The 18,608-nt window shown below is 39.8% G+C and carries 18 protein-coding genes; 7 read left to right on the top strand and 11 right to left on the bottom strand.

Translation table 11 applies throughout. From position 1 onward, the window contains the following. Positions 1-141: 141 nt before the first annotated feature. The gene (locus tag DSY56_RS01190; protein ID WP_112443578.1) at positions 142-837 is read left to right on the top strand and encodes a VIT1/CCC1 transporter family protein; all 696 of its coding nucleotides are present in this window, start codon (positions 142-144) and stop codon (positions 835-837) included. Between the two features lie 41 nt (positions 838-878). Here DSY56_RS01190 and DSY56_RS01185 read toward each other — a convergent pair whose 3' ends face one another. Further along, the gene (locus DSY56_RS01185) at positions 879-2,867 is read right to left on the bottom strand and encodes an ABC transporter permease (RefSeq protein WP_112443577.1); all 1,989 of its coding nucleotides are present in this window, start codon (positions 2,865-2,867) and stop codon (positions 879-881) included. A gap of 1 nt (position 2,868) precedes the next feature. Continuing rightward, the gene (locus DSY56_RS01180; RefSeq protein WP_112443576.1) at positions 2,869-3,627 is read right to left on the bottom strand and encodes an ABC transporter ATP-binding protein; all 759 of its coding nucleotides are present in this window, start codon (positions 3,625-3,627) and stop codon (positions 2,869-2,871) included. 427 nt (positions 3,628-4,054) lie between these two features. On the opposite strand from DSY56_RS01180, the gene DSY56_RS01175 reads away from it, so the two are divergent. Then, positions 4,055-4,252, top strand: a complete 198-nt coding sequence (locus tag DSY56_RS01175) for a hypothetical protein (protein WP_112443575.1) — start codon at positions 4,055-4,057, stop codon at positions 4,250-4,252. A 137-nt stretch (positions 4,253-4,389) separates the two neighbouring features. Here DSY56_RS01175 and DSY56_RS01170 read toward each other — a convergent pair whose 3' ends face one another. From DSY56_RS01170 to DSY56_RS01160, 3 genes are read right to left on the bottom strand one after another with little or no spacing between them, the layout of a single operon-like run. Continuing rightward, positions 4,390-4,662, bottom strand: coding sequence for a PspC domain-containing protein (locus DSY56_RS01170; RefSeq protein ID WP_001085044.1), 273 nt, complete (start codon positions 4,660-4,662; stop codon positions 4,390-4,392). A 58-nt stretch (positions 4,663-4,720) separates the two neighbouring features. Next, positions 4,721-5,170 (bottom strand): SprT family protein, encoded by a 450-nt coding sequence (locus DSY56_RS01165; RefSeq protein ID WP_112443574.1) that lies wholly within the window; start codon positions 5,168-5,170, stop codon positions 4,721-4,723. Continuing rightward, positions 5,157-7,286, bottom strand: coding sequence for a Tex family protein (locus DSY56_RS01160; protein ID WP_112443573.1), 2,130 nt, complete (start codon positions 7,284-7,286; stop codon positions 5,157-5,159). Before DSY56_RS01160 ends, DSY56_RS01165 begins: the two co-directional genes overlap by 14 nt. 52 nt (positions 7,287-7,338) lie before the next feature. On the opposite strand from DSY56_RS01160, the gene DSY56_RS12185 reads away from it, so the two are divergent. The 4 genes from DSY56_RS12185 to DSY56_RS01140 all read left to right on the top strand — a co-directional run bounded on the left by DSY56_RS12185 (position 7,339) and on the right by DSY56_RS01140 (position 9,471). Then, the gene (locus tag DSY56_RS12185) at positions 7,339-7,485 is read left to right on the top strand and encodes a hypothetical protein (protein ID WP_234990538.1); all 147 of its coding nucleotides are present in this window, start codon (positions 7,339-7,341) and stop codon (positions 7,483-7,485) included. 136 nt (positions 7,486-7,621) lie between these two features. Then, complete coding sequence (locus tag DSY56_RS12550; protein WP_000268685.1) at positions 7,622-7,753, top strand: SPJ_0845 family protein; 132 nt, start codon at positions 7,622-7,624, stop codon at positions 7,751-7,753. Further along, positions 7,754-8,659 (top strand): permease, encoded by a 906-nt coding sequence (locus tag DSY56_RS01145; RefSeq protein ID WP_112443572.1) that lies wholly within the window; start codon positions 7,754-7,756, stop codon positions 8,657-8,659. Beyond that, on the top strand, positions 8,656-9,471 hold the full coding sequence (locus tag DSY56_RS01140; RefSeq protein WP_112443571.1) for a TIGR03943 family putative permease subunit: 816 nt from the start codon (positions 8,656-8,658) through the stop codon (positions 9,469-9,471). The genes DSY56_RS01145 and DSY56_RS01140 overlap by 4 nt, the downstream gene beginning before the upstream one ends. A gap of 153 nt (positions 9,472-9,624) precedes the next feature. On the opposite strand, the gene DSY56_RS01135 is transcribed toward DSY56_RS01140, so the two are convergent. The 3 genes from DSY56_RS01135 to DSY56_RS01125 all read right to left on the bottom strand — a co-directional run bounded on the left by DSY56_RS01135 (position 9,625) and on the right by DSY56_RS01125 (position 11,113). Next, positions 9,625-9,936 (bottom strand): hypothetical protein, encoded by a 312-nt coding sequence (locus DSY56_RS01135; protein ID WP_112443570.1) that lies wholly within the window; start codon positions 9,934-9,936, stop codon positions 9,625-9,627. 112 nt (positions 9,937-10,048) lie between these two features. Then, complete coding sequence (locus DSY56_RS01130; RefSeq protein WP_112443569.1) at positions 10,049-10,228, bottom strand: hypothetical protein; 180 nt, start codon at positions 10,226-10,228, stop codon at positions 10,049-10,051. Between the two features lie 12 nt (positions 10,229-10,240). Next, positions 10,241-11,113, bottom strand: a complete 873-nt coding sequence (locus DSY56_RS01125) for a DUF4300 family protein (RefSeq protein WP_112443568.1) — start codon at positions 11,111-11,113, stop codon at positions 10,241-10,243. Positions 11,114-11,876: 763 nt separating this feature from the next. Here DSY56_RS01125 and DSY56_RS11765 point away from each other — a divergent pair. Then, positions 11,877-12,083, top strand: coding sequence for a S24 family peptidase (locus tag DSY56_RS11765; protein WP_173212270.1), 207 nt, complete (start codon positions 11,877-11,879; stop codon positions 12,081-12,083). 730 nt (positions 12,084-12,813) lie between these two features. Here the strand turns inward: DSY56_RS11765 and pyk are convergent. The 3 genes from pyk to DSY56_RS01095 form a co-directional block, all read right to left on the bottom strand. Beyond that, positions 12,814-14,319, bottom strand: coding sequence for a pyruvate kinase (gene pyk, locus DSY56_RS01105; protein WP_112443566.1), 1,506 nt, complete (start codon positions 14,317-14,319; stop codon positions 12,814-12,816). 58 nt (positions 14,320-14,377) lie between these two features. Then, complete coding sequence (gene pfkA, locus DSY56_RS01100) at positions 14,378-15,385, bottom strand: 6-phosphofructokinase (RefSeq protein WP_000820871.1); 1,008 nt, start codon at positions 15,383-15,385, stop codon at positions 14,378-14,380. A gap of 82 nt (positions 15,386-15,467) precedes the next feature. Then, positions 15,468-18,569, bottom strand: a complete 3,102-nt coding sequence (locus tag DSY56_RS01095) for a DNA polymerase III subunit alpha (protein WP_200832313.1) — start codon at positions 18,567-18,569, stop codon at positions 15,468-15,470. Positions 18,570-18,608 lie beyond the last annotated feature (39 nt).

Below are 18,608 nucleotides of genomic sequence, written 5' to 3'. Positions count from 1 at the left end.
ACTCTTTACCTTCGGTGTTTGATCTATCAGAGAAGATGTCGACATTTTTATATCATTAAAATCGTGCAACTTTTTTCAGATACTTTTAAAAGATTGATTTCCCTATATTTTTCCTTTATACTGGATAAAAAGGAGATTAGTATGTCAGAAACAAATCACGAAATTGATTCAAACTTTGCAGGGCGTTTAAATATCCTGCGTGCAGGTGTTCTTGGTGCCAACGATGGAATTATTTCCATTGCTGGTGTGGTTATTGGGGTTGCTAGTGCTACGAGCAATATCTGGATTATCTTTTTATCAGGTTTTGCGGCTATCTTAGCTGGTGCCTTTTCAATGGCTGGTGGAGAATATGTGTCCGTTTCAACTCAAAAAGATACTGAGGAAGCGGCCGTTGCGCGTGAGCAACTCTTGCTAGACCAAGATATGGAACTAGCCAAAAAGTCCCTCTATGCTGCCTATATTCAAAATGGCGAGTGTGAAACATCAGCCCAACTTCTCACCAACAAAGCCTTTTTAAATAATCCTCTCAAGGCTTTGGTAGAGGAAAAATATGGGATAGAGTATGAAGAGTTTACCAATCCTTGGCATGCTGCCATCTCTAGCTTTATTTCCTTTTTCCTTGGTAGCTTACCACCAATGCTGTCAGTGACCATTTTCCCAAGTGAATACCGCATCCCTGCTACTGTCCTTATCGTCGGTGTGGCCCTTCTTCTCACTGGTTACACTAGTGCCAAACTTGGAAAAGCCCCAACCAAAACAGCTATGATTCGAAACCTCACTATTGGTCTCTTGACTATGGGAGTTACCTTCTTGCTCGGACAACTTTTCAGCATTTAGAAGACAAGAAATACCTCGATTTTCAAGTCGAGGTATCTTTTTTACATTTGTACAATCTTGCGATAGCTTCTAGAAGTAATCATGAAAATCAAGACATAGGCGATGAGGAAGATAGCGCAGATAGACAAGGTTACAATCAACATCATAGTCGTATCCAGTACACCAATCACTTTTAGAATCAGACTAAGCATATGGTAGGCAAAGGCTAGATGTATGAAGGCAAAAAGCAAAGGGAGGAAGAAAACAGTTAAAACCTGTTTGTTGATGGTTTGCTTGATTTGCTTTTGATCTAAACCAACTTTCTGCAAGATAATAAAGCGTTCACGGTCTTCGTAGCCTTCAGAAATTTGTTTGTAGTAGATGACCAGAACAGTTCCGACCATAAAGATAATGGATAGGAAAATACCGATAAAGAAGACACCACCAAAGAGGGCACTCATCTGAGAACTAGCATCTGATAGATTGCTACCATAAACATAGCTACCTTCCGTGTTTAATTGAGCATTAAATTGATCGAGGTATTTATCATACTCGTCAGCGACCTTGAGTTGTTCTTCTTCACTGGCATTTACATTCATACCACCGTAAAACTGATTATAGATAGCCGAATCTGGGAATTGATCCAAAAAGGCTTGTAAATCAGGTACAACAAGATAATTGTAATCAGCAGTCAAAATATTAAACTGATTTGGAACGTGGTTGACAATAAAATCTTTATTAAATTCTTCTTTGACAGAAAATTGATGATCATTCAGAATTAGAGTTTTCTGTTCTTTAACTCCCTCATTCTTGGCAAAGAGTCCGACCTCATTTCCTGATAGAGACAGTTTTTGACCAGTCATGTTTTCATAATCTTTTTGGTCAAATACCATAAAAACTGTTGTGGGTTGGACACGATTTTGTCCTTTTTCAAAAAGTGTTAACTTATTTCCTTCTTGGTTTGCAACACCAAAGTAAGTATAACGAATCACTTCTTTCTCTTTAATCTTATAACCTTTGTCACTTGCAAACTGGCTCAAGAGTTTGTCCAAGTCTTCTTTTTCAACATTTTGCCCTGAAACTCCAAAATCATGAGGATTTAGAACTTTTTTAAAGCTTTCTGCGGAATTGAAAATGCTTGTCGCTGCTGACATGGTTACCAAAACCATTGTTGACAAGATAGCGATAGTTGCTAGTCCAACCGCATTTTTCTTCATACGGAAAATCAAGTTAGACACTGAGATCAGGTTATTAGGTTGGTAATAGTATTTCTTATTTTTCTTTAAGATTTGTAGGAAGACTGTAATTCCTGCATTAAACAAGAGATAAGTACCAAAGATAACCAGCAAAACAGCTATGAAGAAGGTTGTTAAGGCTGTAAGAGGATCTTTTACCGTAAGGGCAAGATAATAGCCAATCCCTAAACTAATCGAACCAAGAATCGTTTGGAGAGGTAGGAAACGACCTTTTTTCTCTCCGCTTGCTTTCTCACGCGAGAGCTGGAGGGCATTCATACGGGCGATTCGAAGGGCATTCAGGAACATGAGGCCTAGGAAAATCAAACCAAAGACAACAAGTACTGTAATGACAACTTTCATCTGGAAGGTAGCGACCAGCTCAACCTTCAATTTCATCAGTTTGAGCAAGAAAGCGAAAATTAACTTGTCAAACAAGGCTCCAATACCGATACCCGCTCCAACAGTTAGAATCCCAAATAGCACTAACTCCTTAAAGGTCATACTGATTAGATGACGCTTCTCCAAACCCAGCATGCCATAAATTCCTAGTTCCTTGGAACGATTTTTCATAACAAAACTATTGGCATAGAGGACGATAATGGCTGACGCAAGGGTGACGACAAACATACCAAATCCTAGAGTAGCTTGAATGCTTGATCCTCCACGGATTTCCGCAATCTTAGGATTGAAAGTTAGAGAGTAAAAGAGATAGGTGACAGTGACTGCCAAGAGAACAGCCAGCGCAAAAGGATAGTAGAGTTTGCGGTTTTTAATCAAGTTCGATACCGCTAACTTATTGGTTAATCGAAACATACTAATTCACCTCGCTTGCCATGACAGTCAAGGTATCAGAGATCTCTTGGAACATCTGACGTTCTGTCTTCTCTCCACGGTAGATTTGATTGTAAAGAATGCCGTCTTTGATAAAGAGTACACGTTTAGCCCTGCTAGCTGCTGCTGTTGAGTGGGTTACCATAAGAATGGTTTGGCCACGCTCATTGATTTCATCAAAGACATCAAGTAAGGCTGCAGATGATTTGGAGTCAAGGGCCCCTGTTGGCTCATCCGCAAGGAGAATTTCAGGTTCTGTGATGATGGCGCGGGCTACTGCTACACGCTGTTTCTGACCACCAGAAATCTCGTAAGGGTACTTCTCTTGCAATTGGTTGATACCTAGATTCTCAGCTGTCACCACCAATTTCTTCATCATTTCCGTAATGGGTCTTCTTGACAAGACAAGCGGAAGCAAGATATTGTCCTTAACAGACAGAGTATCTAGCAAGTTAAAGTCTTGGAAGACAAAGCCCAATTTTTCACGACGGAAGCTAGAAGCCTGTGAATTTTTAATGGTTGCGGTGTCAATTCCATTCAGGTAAACCTGACCACGACTTGGTTTATCCAGCATAGCTAGAATATTGAGAAGAGTTGATTTACCAGAACCAGACTCACCCATGATGGCAACGTAGTCTCCCTTTTCTACGGTAAAGTGAATATCCTTGAGGGCTTCTACTTGGTTGCCCTGAAAACGAGTTTTATAAATTTTTTGAACGTGTTTTACATCTAAAAGTGTCATGAGAATCTCCTTTCTTAATATCCCATCAAATGAAATGTTGCTTGCATCATAGCGCATCCCAGTTGAACACGCTCGATATCTTTGTGGCTTGGTTTTCTTGTTTTCTTCTGTAAGATTTGTTTCATGATGTTACTCCTTTGTTCTTTATGAGTCTAGTTTACATCAAAAAAAGACCGCTTGCCATAACCTAACCTTACAAAAGAGACTTTAATCTTACATTTTTGTAAGATTGGGGGAAATGTAAGCAAAATTACTTAGAAAATAATTTGATTTTCTATTTTTAAAATTGTAAAATATAAGTGTAAAAAGGCTTACTTTGGAAAGGAGGAAGCGGAAACTAACATTTGAGTAAGCTTACCTAGATAACATACCATTAAATTTAACACTTGCAAGTCGTTCAACCTATAAGGAAAGAAGGTGCGCTTTAATGAAACACAAAGAACATATACTCATCGGACTTCTCTATCTCCTCTCTCCATTCATCGGTCAGCTCTTAGTTGAAAAGACACACTTTATCGGTACACAATTTACAGCTACTGCTTATGCTATTTGCTGGCTATCAGTTGTTATCAGTATCTATCATTTATCAAAAAATGTATTGTCTCAGCATGAAAAATCAGATTAGAAATCTAAGTTCAAAATAATATTTTTAGTTTACAGATGAGACTGGCGAAATATTATTAAAAGTAAAAAAGCTTTAAATCAAGCAGTTTAGACTATTGATTTAAAGCTTTTTGCTTATTCAAAATCTTTTGTTAAACCTCACCAAAACCAGCCTTCATTGTCGTCAATAGCTTGGGCTTCTTTGCGTTTGCGTGGACCTGTTCCATACATTTCTGCTTCGATTTCTTCCTTGGTTGGCATGATAGAAGCTAGGATGATATAGATAATCACGCCAAGTCCAAAGTTTGCGACTGTAAAAATAGCAAATAGAAAACGAACCAGGGTAACATCAAAGTTCCACTTGTCTGACAGACCTGCCAGAACTCCTGAAATCATGCGATTTCGTCTCATTTTATAAAATTTACTGTTCATGATATTTCCTCTTTCTGCTAGGTTAGACATAGTATATCACGGGTAGGCTCGGCTTTCATCAGTCCTCAGGCTGATTTATTAGTAGCAATTTACCTCGACAAAGTCCACAGCGATAGCGTTTGGTATCAATCCTACGCTTGCGCTGATACCTTTGTTGGCAGGATTGACAACGATAAAGCTTGAGTGGTTTAGAGTGGCTATTTGTCAAGGAGGGCACAAAGCGTAATCCATCCACTGCTTTCAAAAGGTCCTTAAAATCCCGATCCTTGTGTTGATAGCCCTTCCCTTGAAAATAGAGATGATAATGACAGAGTTCATGTCGAACAATTTTCCTAAAAACATCCAGACCCAGTTCCTGATAAACCTTTGGGTTGAAATCCAAATGCCCATCTTTGGGGAAAAATCGCCCACCTGTCGAACGTAGACGAGAATTCCACTGGACATGATGGATAAAAGGTCTGCCGAAGTCTTCTAGTGAAACCTGCTTGACGTAATCAGTCAGTTTCATTTGGAGCGAGGAGCGACAGATTGACTTTTTCACGTTCAGTATCGATTTTCTTGACCCAAACGGTCACCAAATCACCAACGGATACCACTTGGCTAGGATGTTTGATAAATTTACGACTCATATGTGAAATATGAATCAGGCCGTCCTCATGAATCCCAATGTCAACGAAGGCACCAAAGTCAACGACGTTACGCACCACACCTTCCAGCTTCTGTCCGACCACTAAGTCTTTGATATCTAGGACATCTTGGCGAAGTACAGGTGCATCAAAGGAATCACGGAAATCTCGACCTGGTTTGAGAAGATCTGCAATGATATCTTTAAGGGTTTCTGGACCAAGGTCTAGCTCTACCGCCATATCTTTGACTGAAAGCGACTTGAGTTTGCTTTGGGCTTCCTCGTTTAGGTCTTTAATATCTAAACGTTTAAAGAGTTCCTTAACAGCAGAATAGTTTTCTGGGTGAACTCCTGTATTATCAAGGATATTGCTACTTTCAGGGATACGAAGGAAACCAGCTGCCTGTTCAAAAGCCTTGGCCCCCAGACGCGGAACTTTCTTGATTTGGGCGCGTGAAGTGATTTTTCCTTCTTCCTCACGGTATTTGACAATATTTTCAGAAATGGTTTTATTGAGTCCAGCTACGTGTGAAAGAAGAGCTGGACTGGCCGTATTGACATTGACACCGACTTGGTTTACCACTGTATCGACAACAAAGTCCAGACTCTCAGATAGTTTCTTCTGACTGACATCATGCTGGTATTGACCGACACCGATTGACTTAGGATCGATTTTGACCAATTCAGCAAGGGGGTCCTGCAAACGACGGGCGATAGAAATAGCAGAGCGTTTTTCAACGGTCAAGTCTGGGAACTCCTGACGAGCAAGTTCGCTGGCAGAGTAGACCGAAGCACCACTTTCGTTTACGATGACATAACTAACCTCAGGAAAATCTTTCAGAACTTCCGCCACAAAGGCTTCACTTTCACGACTGGCCGTCCCATTTCCTATGGCAATAATTTCTACACTGTATTGACCAATCAAATCTGCCAGATCTTTCTTGGCTTCTTCGATTTGACGAGCTGACGCTGGTTTGACAGGATAAATGACCTGAGTTGTCAGCATTTTCCCTGTTGCATCCACGACAGCTAGCTTGGCACCTGTACGAAAGGCAGGGTCAAATCCTAGAACCACGCGCCCTTTCAATGGAGCAACCAAGAGGAGATTGCGCAGGTTGTCAGAAAAGAGTTGGATAGCTCCTTCTTCTGCTTTCTCAGTTAATTCTGTCCGAATGCGTCGCTCGATAGCAGGTAAGACTTTTTTCTTAACTGACTGTTGAACAACTTCATCTATATAGGCATTTTTTACCTTGAAACGAGCAGCAAAGAAGGCAAGAATGCGGTCCGTCGCATGTTCAAAACCAACCTTCAAGACACCTAGCTTCTCCCCACGATTGAGGGCCAAGGTACGATAACCCTGCATATTTCCAACCGTCTCTGAAAAATCATAATAAATCTGAAAAACCTGCTTTTCATCAAGACTTTCATCCTTGACTTGAGAAGTGAGTTTAGAGTGTCTCAGAACCTCCTGATAAGTCATGGAACGCAAGGTCACATCTTCCGATAAGGCTTCGACCAAGATATCAACTGCACCAGCCAAGGTTTCCTTACCAGTCGCAAATCCTTCACAGACAAACTTTTCAGCCTCTTTCTCTAAGTCAGCTACATTCTGCAAAATCAGGCGAGCAAGTGGGAAGAGTCCGGCTTCACGGGCAATAGTTGCCTTGGTTCGACGCTTTTCCTTGTATGGAAGATAGAGTTCTTCTACGTCTGCTAATTTTTCGGCTGCTAAGATAGCCTCTTCCAACTCCTTGGTCAGCTTGCCTTGTTCTTGAATTTTAGCCAAGACAGCTTCCTTACGGTCGTTGAGATTTGTCAGACTTTTATCCATGTCGATAATAGCCTTAATCGCCACCTCATCCAGACTACCAGTCATGTCCTTGCGATAACGCGCAATAAAGGGAATAGTCGCCCCTTCAGCTGTCAAACTTAGAACAGTATCAATTTGCTTTAGCGTCACTCCCAAATCCTGGGAGATTTTTTCATATTTTTTATCCATGAAACTATTATACCATAAGCTGGAAGGCTTTCTCCAATCCTTTTCATACTCAATGAAAATCAAAAAGCAAACTAGGAAGCTAGCCGCAGGCTGCTCAAAACACCGTTTTGAGGTTGTGGATAAGACTGACGAAGTCAGCTCAAAACACGGTTTTGAGGTTGTGGATAAGACTGACGAAGTCAGTTACCTATACCTATGATATATACGGCAAGACGAAGCTGACGTGGTTTGAAGAGATTTTCGAAGAGTATCAACTATCGAAAACAAATTAAAAAACTCCCTTTTCCTCAAAATAATAGTATAATAGAGGTAGAATTTAGAATCGAGGTACACCTATGGCTGTAAAATTTACAAAACGAGACGACTTGGACAAGATGTTTGAAGAGTTTGCTAAACTCCCAGATTTGAAACAAGTCACTTTCCCTGATGACAAAGAGAAAAAAGCCAAAGCAGAAAAGAAAAACTAGATGACTGCTTTCCAACAACTCCCATCTAGTGTGCTTCAGACTGGGGCTATTTTTCTCTCTATAATCATTGAAGCCCTACCCTTCGTTCTGATAGGAAGTATTGTCTCAGGGCTGATTGAGGTCTATATCACACCTGACAAGGTTTATCATTTTCTCCCTCGAAATCGTTGGGGGAGAATCTTTTTTGGGACCTTCGTTGGGATACTTTTCCCTTCTTGTGAATGTGGAATCGTCCCCATTATCAATCGTTTTCTGGAAAAAAAGGTTCCCAGTTACACGGCCGTTCCCTTTCTTGTGACAGCACCTGTCATCAATCCTATTGTTCTCTTTGCGACCTATTCTGCCTTTGGGAACTCCTTCCATGTCGCTCTGTTACGAGCTCTAGGTTCCATTGTAGTGGCTGTGATACTTGGGATTTTTCTAGGATTCTTCTGGCAAGAACCGATTCAGAAAGAAAATCGTTTGGCCTGTCATGAGCACGATTTTTCTCATTTGAGTCCTGCAAAAAAAGTTTTTCAGGTTTTTGTGCAAGCAATTGATGAATTTTTTGATACGGGACGTTATTTGGTATTCGGCTGTCTCTTTGCTTCTGTGACACAGGTCTACGTTCCGACTCGAATTCTGACCTCTATCAGTGCGACTCCTCTTTTTGCCATCCTGCTCTTGATGCTTTTGGCCTTTCTTCTTTCGCTCTGTAGTGAGGCGGATGCCTTTATCGGGACTTCTCTTCTCTCGAGTTTCGGATTGGCACCGGTTCTAGCCTTTCTCGTTATTGGCCCAATGCTGGATATTAAAAATATTCTCATGATGAAAAATTACTTGAAAGCACGATTTATCAGTCACTTCATTATGATTGTGACTCTTGTCGTCTTAGTGTATTCTCTCTTGATTGGAGTCATCCTATGATTCGATTTTTAGTTTTAGCTGGCTATTTTGAACTGACTATTTATCTCCATCTGTCGGGCAAATTAAACCAGTACATCAACATGCACTATTCCTATCTTGCCTATATTTCCATGGTCCTTTCCTTTATCTTGGCTATTGTTCAATTGTATATCTGGATGAAGCAAGTCAAAACCCACAGTCATCTGAATAGCCGATTAGCCAAGATGACGAGTATTTCTCTTCTGGCTATTCCACTTGTCATCGGCTTAACTTTTCCAACTGTTAGCTTGGATTCTCAGACCGTTTCAGCAAAAGGCTATCATTTCCCCCTATCGGAAGGAACGGATCTGGCCATTCAGACAAGCGAAGGGACGACAAGTCAATATTTGAAACCAGATACCAGTTCTTATTTTTCAAAATCAGCCTATGAAAAGGAAATGCGAACGGCGGCGGATAAATACTTGTCCCAAGATAGCATTAACATTACTAACGAAAACTATATGGAAGTCATGGAAGCTATCTACGACTATCCAGATGAGTTTGAGGGCAAGACAATCCAGTTTACAGGCTTTGTCTATAACGACCCCAGTCATGCCAATAGCCAATTTCTGTTCCGCTTCGGCATTATCCACTGTATCGCGGATTCAGGTGTCTATGGCTTACTGACCAAGGGAAATACCCGTCAATATGAAAATAATACTTGGATAACAGCCAAGGGAAAACTGGTCAATCACTACCATAAAGAACTCAAACAAAACCTTCCAACCTTGGAAATCGAAAGCTTTACCAAAGTCGATAAACCAGAAAACCCCTATGTGTATCGAGCTTTTTAAGGAAAATAAGATAAAAACGAACAAGTTCTCTTCTGAATAACAGAAAAGAGCCTGTTCGTTTTTGTTGAGTATTGTATAGTAGAATATAAATTGCGATTTTTAAAATGATATATAACTAGTTAACAATTCACAAATCAAATACATTTTCATTCTCTACTTAATACTATGCTTATTCATCTTTTGTTCAAAGATCGTCGTGATAATCTGACGTAGTTCTTCTCGTTCTTTTTCTGGGATTTCACCACTTGTTTGAGCTGTAGCGTAAAGCTCAGGGTGTTCGATTGAAATGCGTTTAATAGTACGTGTCGTCGCATGTTTTCTGACGAAAAACGGGATTCGCTTAATCAAGTCTTGTGGGACAAGCGCAAGAATCTTCTCAGCAGTTTCCTTGTCACTAATCTTAGACGTCGTCAGCCCATTCTTTATCATTTCCTGTTCTTTTTCTGTAAAATCTTTTAATTCCATCTGATTAGTCCTCCTATTTTCTCTAAGTTAAATTATATACCAATCTGGATAAAACTACAAATGGACTGTTTGGAAATAGGTGAAATACTGTAAAGAAGATTCTGTTCTTTAATTATAAATCTTCCTCCTCAGTCACTTCCCATACTTCTGATTGATAGCCATTCCCATCAATATCGTATCTTTGGATATAACCAATAAATGTTTCATTTTTTCGTGGTTTCTGGCTATTAACGATTGAAATAACCCACCAACTCATCAAAAATAGAAATAAAAGTTCTAGGATTACTGTCATATCATACCACCATTAAAGTTTAACCCACTTATCATTATCCATGATAAAAGGCTTAGCCAGTCCCTCGCCTGTATAGTCCGCATACTTGGTGCCTAAATACTTGTAACAATCTTCCTTGCTGGCAAATTTAATCGCTTGGTAGGGCTCTTCGAAAGTCAATTTCTCTACAAATAAGAAACCGTCATCAGCAGGTACTAAGACGCCAACGTGTCCAATAAACAGATACTCGCCATCCAGATTATCGTGCAAAACTACAGACAGCATTCGAGCTTTGTCGTTGAATTGAAATTGGGAGAAGAATGTTTCCATCTTTTCAGCGTGAACCTTGACATCTGTAGTTGCCTCAGTTGGAACTCTCGAAAATAGAATATCAAACTCTTCCTTATCTTGTGAATCAAAGACCTTTCCCTTATCAATCGCATCATTATCTAGGGAAAGCAATTGGTCATTCTTTTCAAGCTTTGGAATGGTGACTGAATTTTTCAAAAGACAATAACTATTGATACGGCAGTTGGTCCCAACGAAATCGCCCTTCTTTTGATTCCAAAGATGGCTAATTTTCTCAAGATCGTATTCGGTGTGAGTAAAGGAAGTGAAATCTCCTGATAAACCAGTTGAGCCAACAATGGTATTATAATCATTTACAAGATTAAAAAAGGCATCAACACTATTTGGATCCAAGTGAGCTGATAAGACAGATTTGACCTCTTCTGTACTTACCTGGGTGTTTAGGTTGGTGTATGAAGCTTTCCATGGCACTTTCGTTGAACTACTTTGCCTTTGACTCGTCCCATTCGAAATTGTAGCATCTTGTTGACAAGCTGCCAAGCCTAAAAACAAGGCTGAACAGAGTCCTAATGTGGCTAATTTTCTTGATTTCTTCATCTTTTCTCCTAAATGTCTTGGATTAAAGTTTCTTTAACTACTGCTTTACAAATATTGATTACTTTCTCATTTAGTGTGTTCATCGTCTTTCCCTCTGATTTGTTTTTTTGTTATTTCCTTAAGCTTGATTTAATTATAGTAGGCGTTTCGTGCTCTGTCAACAAATTTTTTACGAAAACACAACAAAGTTTTCATTTTCGTGGATTTCGTGTTATGCTTTACTTATAAAAATAGAAAGCGATTTCATTTGTGGATAAAGAAGAGATTGCGATTGTTACAGTCTAAAAATAAAACAATATAGACTAGTAAATGGTTGGACTCAATAAAAATTGGGTACTAAGATAGGTATAAGTAAAAACACCATTGGAAATTATGAAAAAAGGGTTAGGACTACTAAGAAAAATACTATATTTGACTTAGCTAAAGTATTCAGTAGCTTGATTGATGCCTCTTTCCTCCAGTTCAAAAGGATTCTCCTAGCGATATCCAATCTATCTACGACCAACGGACACCATCCAGACAAGGTAAAATCCTGACCTATGCCGAGAGGCAACTGTATGAGCAGAAAAACGAAGATAAACGAAGTATCGTAAAAATCATCAGACTGGACGACTACAGACAGACTACTTACTCTCGTTTTAGGTAGTTTATCTCTGCAGGTAGCCGCTTGATGCAGGACGACGATTTAGATATGGAATTCCCATTCTATGAGGATGAAATCCCAGACGACTAAGACGCAATCGCTTATGTCGTCAGCAGGGCCATGGAGCCAAAGATAAGAAACGGCGACTACCTATTTATCAAGAATCCCCCACAGATTGACTATAATACCATCGGCATCTTCCAAGTAGACGGCGCTAACTATGTCAAGAAACTCCGCCAAGGCTACCTCAAAAAAACTCAATCCCGACATCCACCTAAACGAAAGCAACCATATTCGTACCATCGGAAAAATTGCCAGGCTGTATAGGGAGAATTAAAAAAGGGGGAGAATGGCGATATAAAACAAACAGATTTTAAAGGATTCGAAAAACTTTGAAAAAGTTCATTCTACATTTCAAAAAAAGAATAAGTGACCTAAAGCAGATTAGATTTTGTGAAACAATAGTGATATGTCAATTTAGAGAAAGGCATTTAAGATCACTTTTCAAAAGGCAAATACTAAACTAGCGAAACCGATAAATCAGCCCCTTAGTTCCCATATTTTCAGGCACACACTCCTTAGTACACTAGCTATAGTGGTTAGAGTGGAACACAAAGACGCTAAAACAATAAATAATATCTGCACTCACGTAAGTAAAAGAATGGAGCAAGCTGCTTTGGAGGTTTTAAATACCATATCATTAAATCAAAAATATATCAGATCGAATCTAGACAAGTACATTACGATTGCTAAAACATTTGTAGAAATTCATTTGACTTTCCTAATCAATTTGTGCATATCTTATTTCATACTCAATGAAAATCAAAGAGCAAACTAGGAAGCTAGCCGCAGGCTGCTCAAAATACTGTTTTGAGGTTGTAGATAAGACTGACAAAGTCAGTCACATATATACGGCAAGGCGACGCTGACGTGGTTTGAAGAGATTTTCGAAGAGTATCAATCCATTATGAAAGTTTTGCCTCTTTCTTACCCTCTATACAAAAAAAGCCTATCACACAAGCTCTAAAGCTGGATATGATAGGTTTTTATATTTTTCTTAACGTACTGTGCGGATACGCATTGTATTTGTACGAACAGCTTCTCCTACTGGTACACCAGCAACGATAACGATATCATCGCCTGACTCAACGAGACCTGCTTCTACCGCTTTACGTTCAGCGATTTCAAACATATCGTCAGTTGAAGATGGAGCATCTGTCAACATTGGGATAACACCCCAGTTCAACATCAAGCCACGTTCTGTCAATTCATCAAATGTCAATGCCAAGATGTCAGCATTTGGACGATATTTAGAAATCAAACGTGCAGTGTGACCTGTCTTAGTAAGAGTTACAACCAATTTAATGTCCATTGAGTTAGTAGCATCTTTAACAGCTGAAGCCATTACTTCTGTCTTAGAGTTACGCTCAAATGAATCTGAATCCAAACGTCCGTATTCATTAAGAAGAGTTTGAGCGTTCTTGTCGATTGTAGCCATTGTAGTTACTGACTCGAGTGGGTATTTACCGTTTGCAGACTCACCTGAAAGCATTGTTGCGTCAGTTCCGTCGATAACAGCGTTAAATACGTCTGATACTTCTGAACGAGTTGCACGTGGTTTTTCAGTCATTGTTTCAAGCATGTTTGTTGCAGTGATAACAACTTTACCTGCAGCATTGACTTTAGTGATGATCATTTTTTGGTAAACTGGAACCATTTCGAATGGTACTTCGATACCCATGTCACCACGAGCGATCATGATACCATCAGCAGCTTCGATGATTTCATCCAAGTTATCGATACCTTGTTGGTTTTCGATTTTAGCGAACAATTGAACGTGTCCGTTTCCAGTTTCTTCACAGATTGCACGAACTTCGTTCACGTCTTTTGCAGTACGTACGAATGAAATCGCGATGAAGTTGATACCTTGTTCAAGACCGAAACGGATATCGTCATTATCGCGTTCAGCAAGAGCTGGGAAAGGAATTTTAGTGTTAGGAATGTTCACACCTTTTTGTTTAGCAATTACGCCATCATTTTCAACTTCAACTTCAAACTCACGAGTTGCGTCATCTTTAGCAACCACACGAAGACCAAGTTTACCATCGTCAACCAACACTTGACGACCAACTTCAACATCATCATAGATATCAAGAGCACCAGCAACGTTCAATGCAATCACTTCACGAGTTGATTTGATTCCTTGTTTAGTTGCAACACGGATTTTTTCACCAGTTTTGTATGAATATTCTTTAGCTTCACCTTCGAACAATTCTGTACGGATTTCAGGTCCTTTTGTATCAAGAAGGAAACCAACTTTTTTACCTGCAAGTTTTTCAGCAAGTTTAACAGTTGCCATACGCTCACCTTGTTCTTGGTGGTCACCGTGTGAGAAGTTGAAACGGAATGTGTTAGCACCAGCTTCAATCAATTTAGCAATGTTTTTAGCTGAAGCTTCAACATCAAGTTTTTCACCCCAGTATCCGTCATCACCGAATTTTTTACCACCACGGATTTCTACCGCAGGACCCAAAGTTGCAACGATTTTTACACGTTTGTTCATGATTTTTTGTGACTCCTTTATATATATGACCTTTTGGTCTTATTAACTAAATTATGAATTATGACAAGCAATTGTTCAATTGTGACAGGTCAAGATCAGCTTTGTGTGGATTATTTACAATAATCTTACCGTCTGCTGCCAAACTAAACAATGCTCCTTCTTCTGCAGTACCAAGAATTGGATTTTCAACCATTTTTTCGTTACGAATACCTACCGCAACACCACCGATACCTTTTTTAAGAAGTTTAACAGCATGGGCACCCATACGTGACGCCAATACACGGTCACGCGCAGTTGGAGAACCACCACGTTGAATATGTCCAAGTTCTGTCACACGAAGATCGGTCGTATCTCCAGCTTCTTTTAGTTTTTGAGCAAATTCATCTGCTGACATCACACCCTCTGCCAAAACGATGATATTGTGTCTTTTACCACATTCATAGCCAGCTTTGATACTTGCTACGATATCTTCAATTTTGAAGTCTTCTTCAGGGATGATAATTTCATCAGCACCAGTTGCGATACCAGCCCAAAGAGCGATATCACCAGCGTTACGCCCCATAACTTCGATGACAAAAGTACGACGGTGACTTAATGATGTATCACGAATCTTATCGATAGCGTCCATAGCAGTCGTAACCGCTGTGTCAAAACCGATTGTGAAGTCAGTACCAACGATATCGTTATCGATTGTACCTGGAAGACCGATAGCTGGGAAACCATGCTCAGTCAAACGCATAGCACCGTGGTAAGATCCGTCACCACCGATAACAACTACACCTTCAATTCCGTGTTTTTTCAATTGCTCAATCCCTTTAAGTTGCCCTTCAAGTTGAGCGAACTCTGGGTAACGAGCTGAGTGAAGGAAGGTACCACCACGAGAAATGATGTTTCCTACTGAAGCCGCATTTAAGGGATGAATTTCACCGGCAACCATACCAGCATATCCGTCATAGATACCAAACACTTCCATTCCTTCTGAAATTGCTTGACGAACAACTGCACGGATAGCAGCGTTCATACCAGGGGCGTCTCCACCACTAGTCAAAACAGCAATACGTTTCATATTGGTTTATACTCCTTTTTCTTTTAACATTCTTCTTGATTATACCACATTTGATTTTAAAATTCTTCTATTTTCCGTATTTTTAGCGATAAATCGTTTTCATAACCATTTCATTCAATTCCGCTTCTAATTCATTGGATTTAGCTACAAAATGATGAGGGGAAACGATTGTTTTCTGTTCCTCTTCATACCTGATGATGACTGGGATTGGGCCTTTATATTGGTCTAAAATACGTGAAATTCCTTGATCCGAATCATGATTCTTCACCTGTATCCAAAAGCGTTCAGCAACTGCTTCTCTTATTTCTTGTGCAATCATTTGCAGACGGCCATCACGTGACTGGATTTTTCCTTTTATATAGTAGAAGGCTCCCTCTTTTATTTCCTGCCCAACTTGACGATATAAGTCTGAAAAGAGAGTGACATCCAATTTTTTCTTACTATCATCCACCTGTAAGAAAGCCATGTTTTCACCCTTTTTGGTACGAATTACTTTTATTTTCTGAACTTCAACCAAAATAATAGCGTAGCTATTTTCTGATAAATTTCCGATTGGGGTAATCGGGTAAATAGCTTTACTTGCGATAGTTTGTAGGGGATGTTTGCTAACACCTATCCCTAAAAGCTCTTGTTCCATATAGAATTTTTCTTGCTCTGTCCAATCTTCCGATTCCTGCCAACTATAAATAGTATCTCCAAACAAACTTCCTAACTCTTTCACAAATTCAAATAGATTAACTAAATTATTGAATACTTTTTGACGATTTTTTTCAAATAAATCGAAAAGACCAACTTTTACCAAAGGTTCTAGCAGAGGAAGTTTCAAATAATTTTCAGGTAATTTAGCTATAAAATCTTCAATGTTAGAATAGGGTCTGTTTTCAAGAATCCATAGAGCCAGATCCTTGCTGACTCCCTTAATCGATTTCAATCCCAGATAGATGGACTTGTTCGCAATTTTATCGTGATAGGGAATGGTGTTGATGGACAGAGGCGCCACTTCAAAGCCTGCTTCTAAGGCATCTGTTAGGTAATGACTGTTGGCGGAATTCAACATGACCTGATAAAAAATGGCTGGATAATGCGTTTTGAAATAAGCCAACTGGAAGGCCAAGGCTGAGTAGGCATAGGCATGAGATCGGTTAAAACCATAACCTGCAAACTTCTCCATGACATCAAAGACCTGCTCTGCTTTTTCCACAGTATGACCAGCTTCTAATGAACCTTGAATAAAAGAAGCCCTCATCTCATGCATGGCAGAGGCATCCTTTTTCCCCATAGCTCGGCGCAAAATATCGGCTTTCCCTAAACTAAATCCGGCAAATCGCTGGGCAACCTGCATAACCTGCTCCTGATAGAGCATAATTCCGTAAGTTGGAGCCAAAATATCCTCCAGTACTGGATCCAGAACAGTCACTTCTTCCTGCCCATGCTTTCTTGCCACAAAATTATTGATATAATCACTAGCACCTGGTCGATTTAGGGAAGTAGTCGCTACGACATCCTCAAAACAGACTGGTTGCACACGTTTGAGCAGGCGAATAGCACCAGGTTGCTCAAATTGAAAGATACCTTTTGTATTGCCAGAAGCAAAAAGAGCTAGCGTTTCTTTGTCTTCCAAATCAATTTCTTCTATTTTCAGATGAATACCTTCTGATTCAGCAAGCAACTCTTGCATCTTCTGGACAAAGGTCAAATTTCGTAGTCCCAGAAAGTCCATTTTCAAAAGCCCACTAGCTTCAACTCCATGAGCATCATACTGAGTCAGTGGAATTTCATCACCATGCTTTAGAGGAATGTAGTTGGTCAAATCTTGGTCACTGATTACAACACCAGCCGCATGGACAGAGGTTTGTCTTGGATAGCCCTCAATCTTGCAAGCAATCTCAAAGGCTTTTTGGTATTCTAACTTACTATTGATTTGCTGACGAAACTGGAGATTGCCCTCATAGGCTGACTTGAGATTATCACGGAAACTGATTTTCTTGGTAATTGCGGATAATTCATATTCTGGAACACCAAAGCGTTTCAAAACATCACGTAGAGCTTGCTTGGCCCCAAAGGTTGAAAAGGTAACGATTTGAGCCGCATGTTTACTGCCATATTTATTGCCAACATATCTGATAAAATCTGGACGATAAATATCAGGAATATCAATATCAATATCAGGCATGGTATAGCGTTCACGATTGAGGAAACGTTCAAAAATCAGATTTTTCTCTACTGGGTCAATCCCTGTGATATTCAAAGCATAGGAAACCAAGCTACCAACAGCAGAACCCCGTCCCATTCCCATATAATAGCCATTCGAACGTCCAAAACGCAGCAAATCCCAAACAACCAAGAAATAATCATCAAAGCCCATATCATGAATAACAGCCAATTCTTGGTCTAGTCGATCTTGATATTCTTTACTAGTCAACCCCTTCTGAACAAGCCCCAGTTCAGCACGCTCTCTCAACTCCTCTACTGCTGGTCTAGCTGGGTTAAAACGAGGCAGTTTCAGACTCGTATCCAAGTCGTAAGAAATGCCTGAAATCAGCTTTTCTAAATTGTCCAAGGCTTGCGGAAAACGTTCTAGGAATAATTTCTCTAAAGAACTTGCTGATATAAAGACATCTTGTCGCGAGCGCAAAGGGACTTCTCTGAGCGGTAGGTTTTCTTTAATCGCTGTTAGCACTTGCAGAACTTCTCTATCCCTACTTTCAAAGGCATTGACTCGATAAAGTGGTAAGATAGGATGATGAAATTCGCTTGTCAGTGTTTCTGGATAAACCCCTATATAGTAATCACAGCCTAGATTTAGTGATTCAAGCTCTTCAAAATAAGGCACAATTACCGCGATATCCTCCAGGTACTGGGACAAGACTGACCAAGTTTTTTCCCCCTGCATCTTGGCTGTTGAAAGTTTCATCAACTGCTGATAGCCTACACTAGATAGAGCTAAGAAGCGCAAATTCACTTCCTGAGCATCCACAAATACAGTCATTTCAAGCCCTAATAAAGGATGAATGCCATATTTTTTTGTAACCTCTAGAAAGTCAAAAGCACCATAAAGATTATCAATATCCATCATAGCCAGATGAGTGTAGCCGTATTCTTTAGCTGCTCTCACATACTTTTCAATCGAAATGACGCTTTCCATAAAACTATAGACTGTTTTTGTATCTAGTTGTGCGATCAATTTACACTTCTCCTCTATCCTTCTCACTATATTATACCA

Origin of the sequence: Streptococcus sp. 596553 (genome assembly GCF_900411395.1) — a bacterium.
Taxonomy (GTDB): domain Bacteria; phylum Bacillota; class Bacilli; order Lactobacillales; family Streptococcaceae; genus Streptococcus; species Streptococcus mitis_BA.
This window is presented reverse-complemented; position numbering and strand designations above follow the sequence as displayed.